Consider the following 5,507-nt stretch of genomic DNA (forward strand, 5'->3'; position numbering starts at 1 on the left):
GCCCCTGGATGCCCGCAACCAGCTAACCCACGATCAAAGCGCTACCTGACCAGTTACGGCTTGCGGTGGGCTCAATCCGCATAAATCTGTCGATCAACGGGTTGTCGGTGGTCCACTGACGGCGTAGCGGAGGCCGGGGGAACGGGCAGGTAGCGACCGCCCTGACCGCTTTGATCTTGATGTTGCGTGCCTACTCGGACCGGGCGGGGTCCGTCTCAGCTCCGCGCTGTCACACACAGGCCCCGTGGGGGGTCATAGGAGCGACAGGAAGCGCCAGCCGGACCGGAGCCGGACCCGGATTTACCCAGCGATACGGCCGGAACCTGGCCCGGTCAGCATCCAGCGCTTCCGATCCCTCACATGTGGCGCCGCCGGTGGGGCGGCGCTCGAAAGGACGAACGTGGCAGCACGTATGAAGAACCCGGCCGCCGTCATCGCCGAGGCCTGGCCGGCGATCGCGGCGCTGAACGCCGCCAGCGAGTCCGCCGACGTGCCGCTGGTGACCCTCGCACTGGTCCACCTGCGGGTGAGCCAGGTCAACGGCTGCAGCGCCTGCGTGGACGCCGGTGTCCGGGACGCGCTCAAGGCCGGCGAGACGCCGGAGCGGCTCGGCGCCGTCGTCGCTTGGCGCGACACCACCTACTTCAACGACGCGGAGCGCGCCGCGCTGGCGCTCGCCGAAGGCGCCACCCGGCTCAGCGACCGTACCGACCCCGTGCCGGACGACGTGTGGAACGAGGCGGTCCGGCACTACGACGACCGGGGCATGGCCTCACTCCTCCTCAAGATCGCCACGACGAACGTCTTCAACCGGCTGAACGCCATCACCAAGCAGACCGCGGGCGCGGGCGCCTGGTAAGCGCCTGTCGGCTATCCGTGTTTGTTCCGGGCGGCAGCCGCCGAGGTCAGGGCGAAGAACAGCCGCGAGTCTGGGTCCGCCTCGGCGTGCCACTGCACCGCCACGGTGAACGGGTAGCCGTCGAGCTCCACGGCTTCGACGACCCCGTCATCAGCGTGCCCGGTGGCCCGCAGACCCGCCCCGAGTTCATCGATCGCCTGATGGTGATGGCAGGGGACGATCACGGTCTCACCGAGAATGGTGGCAGCAGACTGCCCGGCGCCAGCCTGACCTTCTGTGGCTACGGCGAGATCGCCGGGTTCGGTTCGCACTGCAATGCCTTCCACATGACCGGGCTGCGCGCCGACGGCGTGGAGCTCGCGCAGGCCATCCGCGTCGCGTTGGCGGAGGCGGAGGTGGATCCGTCCACCGTCGACTACGTCAACGCCCACGGGTCCGGGACGAGGCAGAACGACCGGCACGAGACGGCCGCGTTCAAGCTCGGGCTCGGGGAGCACGCCTACCGGGTCCCGGTCAGCTCGATGATCGGTCACTCGCTCGGCGCGATCGGTTCGCTGGAGATCGCGGCGTCCCTGCTGGCGATGCGGCACAACGTGGTCCCGCCCACCGCCAACCTCGACACGCCCGACCCGGAGTGCGACCTGGACTACGTCCCGCGGGTCGCGCGGGTGTGGCGCACGGACACGGTTCTTACCGTGGGCAGCGGTTTCGGTGGTTTCCAGAGCGCCATGGTGCTCCGGCAGGCGAACGGGGCCGCGCGATGACCGGCAACCCGGTGATCACCGGGATCGGCGTCGCCGCGCCCAACGGTCTCGGCACCGAGGAGTTCTGGGCGGCGACCCGCGCGGGAGTGTCTGGGATCCGGCCGCTCACCCGCTTCGACCCGGCCGGTTACCCCAGCCGGCTGGCGGGTGAGGTCGCCGGCTTCGACGCCGCCGCGCATCTGCCCAGCCGGCTGCTGCCGCAGACGGATCACATGACCCGGCTCGCACTCGTGGCCGCGGAGCAGACTTTCGCGGACGCGCCGGTGGACGCGTCCACCGGCGATCCCTACGAACGGGGCGTCGTTACGGCCAGTTCGGCGGGAGGCTTCGAGTTCGGTCAGCGCGAACTCGAAGACCTTCTCAGGCTTCACCTTGGTTCTCAGTAGCATCGCCGACATCTGCTCAACCTTCCCTGTCACACGGGCCGACTGTCGTCGGTCATGGCTATGACACGCGTCGACCGAGGGAGGAGTGTGACCGGTGGAAGATGCAGAGTGGCTCGCCGCGCGGTTCGAGGAACACCGCGGGCACCTTCGCGCCGTCGCCTACCGCATGCTGGGCTCCCTGCACGAGGCCGATGACGCGGTACAGGACGCCTGGCTGCGGCTGAACCGGCCCGGGGCCGGTGAGATCGAGAACCTGAGCGGCTGGCTCACCACCGTCGTTGCCCGGATCTGCCTGAACATGCTGCGGGCCCGCCGGGTGCGGACCGAGGATCCGATCGGGGTGTACGTCCCCGACCCGATTGTCGCCCCGGACCCGGTCGGTGGCCCCCAGCAACCCGAACAGCCCGAACAGGAGGCGCTGCTCGCGGAGTCGGTCGGACTCGCCCTGATCATCATCCTCGACACCCTGACGCCCGCCGAGCGGCTCACCTTCGTGCTGCACGACATGTTCGGCCTGCCGTTTGACGAGATCGCGCCGATGGTCGACCGCACCCCGACCGCGGCGCGGCAGCTGGCCAGCCGGGCCCGCCGCCGGGTGCGGGAGCTGGGCACATCGACCCCGGACGTCGACCACACCGTCCAGCGCCGGGTCGTCGACGCCTTCTTCGCCGCCGCCCGCGGCGGCGACTTCGACGCCCTCGTCGAGCTGCTGGATCCCGACATCATCCTGCGCGCCGACGGCGGAGTCGGCCGGCCGCAGGCCACGGCGGTGGTCCGCGGGGCATCGGCCGTCGCCCGCAGGGCGCTCATGTTTGCCCAGCCCTCGGCGGCGGTGCGCCCGGCACTGGTCAACGGCGCTGCGGGAGTGGTCATCACCCTCGACGACCAGCCGATCTCGCTGATGGGCTTCACCGTGACCGACGAACGGATCGCCGAGATCTACGCCATCGTCGACCCCGATCGACTCAACTCCCTGGACCTGGCGGCCGTCACACTCGACGGCACGGCGTGAGTGGCCCGGCGCTGTTGCGTTCTGGGGCAGCTGGGCATGCCAGCGGCCTCGATGATCGGTGGTCAGACGGCTGCGGCGAGTTCGGTGAACGCGGCGGCCAGCCGGAGCTGTGGGTCGGTGTCGGCGGCGAGCTCGTAGTGGCCGCGGCGGATGTTCTGCACGAGGGCGTGTCCGGCGCTGACGGTCTGAACGGAGCGGAGACGTTTCAGTCCGCGCATCGGCCGCAGCCGTGCTTTCAACCGGCTGTGGTCGGCTTCGATTCGGTTGTTCTCCCGGGCGGCGTCGACGTGCCAGGCCTCGGGGAGCAGCTCGTCGAGGATCCGCGGGTAGACCGGGGCCTTGTCGGTGGTGACCTCGACCGGGCGGCGCCCATGCGTCAACGCTCGAACGAAGAATCGCCGGGTGGCGGCCTGGTCGCGCCGTGCGCTGGCCAGGACGTCGATGACCTGGCCGTGCTGGTCGACCGCCCGGTAGAGGTAGGTCCAGCGGCCGGAGACCTTGACGTAGGTCTCGTCGATGAACCATCTGTCGTCGGGCCGGTGCCGGCACGACCGGGCCGCGTCGACCAAGAGGGGTGTGAAGCGCTGCACCCACCGGTACACCGTGACGTGATCAATCTCGATGCCCCGCTCGGCGAGGAGCTCCTCGACATCCCGGTAGGACAGCGCGAACCGTAGGTACCACCGCACCGCCAGAACGATCACCTCGGGCGGGAAGCGGAACCCGGCGAACTCCGACGTCGGAGCCGGTGGACGGACATGACGTCGACGCATGATCCGATCATGACTGATCGGCAGCCGCACGATGGCGGACTTCGCCGATGCAACAGCGCCTAACCACGTACCCGTAGCCCGCTGCGCAGCAGCGGGACGAGGATCTGCCCGGTGCCCACCGCCGGCTCGAGGATCTCACCGGTGGTGCCGGCGAGCCGCTCCCGGTAGAACTCGACGTCGCCGAACGAGCTGCCGATCGGCTTGTCCAGCTGGTAGACCAGCGAACACAACCGCCCGTACCGCAGCACCTGCCCGACCATCAGACTCTCCCCGTCCTTGTCGCCCTGCACCGTCTGCCCGGCGAGCACCGTCTGCCCGGCGAGCACCGACCAGTGCGGCCTCCACCCTTGCGGGTGGCCGGCCATCGGACAAGTGGGGGTATTCGCGCATGCCAGGCGAATGGCAAGCCTGGGCCCGGAGTCGGTGACCTGCTAGCGTCAAATTCGATGTCGACTTCAGCTCGACTCGCGACGGGATGCGGCCGGAACGACCAGGACCAGAGGTGCGCGGATGATGCCCAGCCCGTTGCGTGGCCGGCCACCGGCACGCGTCGGTCGGTTCGCCCGTCCACTGCCGTCGGATTGTTTATCCAGCTTTCTGGCGAGAGGACGCGCATAACATGATTTCCACAGGTGCTCCGGTGACCAAGGCCGGCGGTGACCCGATGCGGGTCGTGGTCGTGGGTGCATCGACCGGTCTCGGTCGCTGTCTCGGTATTGATTTCGCGAAGCGCGGGCACCAGGTCGCTCTACTCGCCCGCCGGGAGAAACTCGTCGTCGAGGCGGCTGCCGAGGCGGGGTCGGGAGCATTCCCCGTCGTCTGTGACGTCACGGACGAGGCGTCCTGCCGTCAGGCCGTCGAAGAGTCGTTACGAACTCTCGGTGGGATCGACGCGGTCGTGTACTCCGCTGGCATCGGCATCCTGCAGCCCATCGCGGAACTCGACGCGCAGACCTGGGCCCATGCTTTCGCCACCAACGTGATCGGGGCGTCCGTCTTCACCGCGGCGGCACTGCCGGCGCTGCGGGAAAGCCACGGCACGGTGGCCTATTTCTCGTCGGTGAGCGCATCGGTCGGCGCACCCTGGCCGGGCCTTGCCTCCTACACCGTCACGAAGGCCGCGCTCGACAAGCTGGTCGCTGCCTGGCGTGCCGAGCACCGCGACGTCGGCTTCACCCAGGTGACCGTGGGTGACTGCGCCGGGGGAGAGGGCATCGGGACCTCCCAGCTCACGGCCGACTGGGACCCGCAGCTCGCGGCCGAGTACTACCCGCTCTGGACGGCCAGGGCGCTCATGTCGGACTGCCTGATGGATGTCGAGGACTTCGTTCCCGTCATCGAGTCCGTCCTGCGCTGCGGAGCAAGCGCCACCATTCCCACCATCACCGTGACCCCGCGACCGCTGGCCGCTGACGCGCCGTCGCCCGCCGGGCTGCAGCCCGCCTGAGCCAGGGTGCCCGGCGGCGCAGGAACGCCGGGTACGGGCAGCCCCGCTCCGACGTCGATCTCCTCGAGGGTGTGATCCTCGGGCCCGGCCGTTCGAAGTCCTGGGCGGGGCTTCCCTGCGTATACCGATCCTGCCCAGCCGTCAGACAGCCTGCGTGGTGGATCGGTGCGGGTTCACCGTGGTAGAGACGGGGGATAAGCAAAGGCGCAATGGCCGTAGGTTAAATGATCCCTTGGAGGTTTGAGGGATGGTTGGTCATCGGAAGT

7 protein-coding genes and 1 pseudogene are annotated in these 5,507 nt (G+C 69.2%); 5 read left to right on the top strand and 3 right to left on the bottom strand.

Annotated features, from left to right (window positions below):
• Positions 1-400 precede the first annotated feature (400 nt).
• Positions 401-859 (top strand): carboxymuconolactone decarboxylase family protein, encoded by a 459-nt coding sequence (locus tag G6R24_RS17740; protein WP_163550336.1) that lies wholly within the window; start codon positions 401-403, stop codon positions 857-859.
• A gap of 11 nt (positions 860-870) precedes the next feature.
• Here G6R24_RS17740 and G6R24_RS23785 read toward each other — a convergent pair whose 3' ends face one another.
• Positions 871-1,260, bottom strand: coding sequence for a gamma-glutamyl-gamma-aminobutyrate hydrolase family protein (locus G6R24_RS23785; RefSeq protein ID WP_225438675.1), 390 nt, complete (start codon positions 1,258-1,260; stop codon positions 871-873).
• Here G6R24_RS23785 and G6R24_RS17750 point away from each other — a divergent pair.
• The 3 genes and pseudogenes from G6R24_RS17750 to sigJ form a co-directional block, all read left to right on the top strand.
• A pseudogene (locus tag G6R24_RS17750) lies at positions 1,141-1,623 on the top strand (beta-ACP synthase); the annotation flags it as partial. The gene G6R24_RS23785 and the pseudogene G6R24_RS17750 overlap by 120 nt on opposite strands.
• Positions 1,620-2,009: a beta-ketoacyl synthase N-terminal-like domain-containing protein gene (locus tag G6R24_RS17755; RefSeq protein ID WP_163550338.1), complete on the top strand. Its 390-nt coding sequence runs from the start codon at positions 1,620-1,622 to the stop codon at positions 2,007-2,009. The pseudogene G6R24_RS17750 and the gene G6R24_RS17755, both read left to right, overlap by 4 nt.
• Before the next feature lie 94 nt (positions 2,010-2,103).
• Positions 2,104-3,021 carry an RNA polymerase sigma factor SigJ gene (gene sigJ / locus G6R24_RS17760; protein WP_163550339.1) on the top strand — a complete coding sequence of 306 codons (918 nt, stop codon included), beginning with the start codon at positions 2,104-2,106 and terminating at the stop codon, positions 3,019-3,021.
• A 62-nt stretch (positions 3,022-3,083) separates the two neighbouring features.
• On the opposite strand, the gene G6R24_RS17765 is transcribed toward sigJ, so the two are convergent.
• Entirely contained in the window at positions 3,084-3,794 is a 711-nt protein-coding gene (locus G6R24_RS17765; protein ID WP_163550340.1) for an IS6 family transposase, read from the bottom strand.
• A gap of 59 nt (positions 3,795-3,853) precedes the next feature.
• The gene (locus tag G6R24_RS17770; protein ID WP_225438673.1) at positions 3,854-4,120 is read right to left on the bottom strand and encodes a hypothetical protein; all 267 of its coding nucleotides are present in this window, start codon (positions 4,118-4,120) and stop codon (positions 3,854-3,856) included.
• 293 nt (positions 4,121-4,413) lie between these two features.
• Here G6R24_RS17770 and G6R24_RS17775 point away from each other — a divergent pair, with 293 nt between their 5' ends.
• Positions 4,414-5,241 carry an SDR family oxidoreductase gene (locus tag G6R24_RS17775; protein WP_225438674.1) on the top strand — a complete coding sequence of 276 codons (828 nt, stop codon included), beginning with the start codon at positions 4,414-4,416 and terminating at the stop codon, positions 5,239-5,241.
• Positions 5,242-5,507: the final 266 nt, after the last annotated feature.

Source organism: Candidatus Frankia nodulisporulans (assembly GCF_902806475.1).
Lineage (GTDB): Bacteria > Actinomycetota > Actinomycetes > Frankiales > Frankiaceae > Frankia > Frankia umida.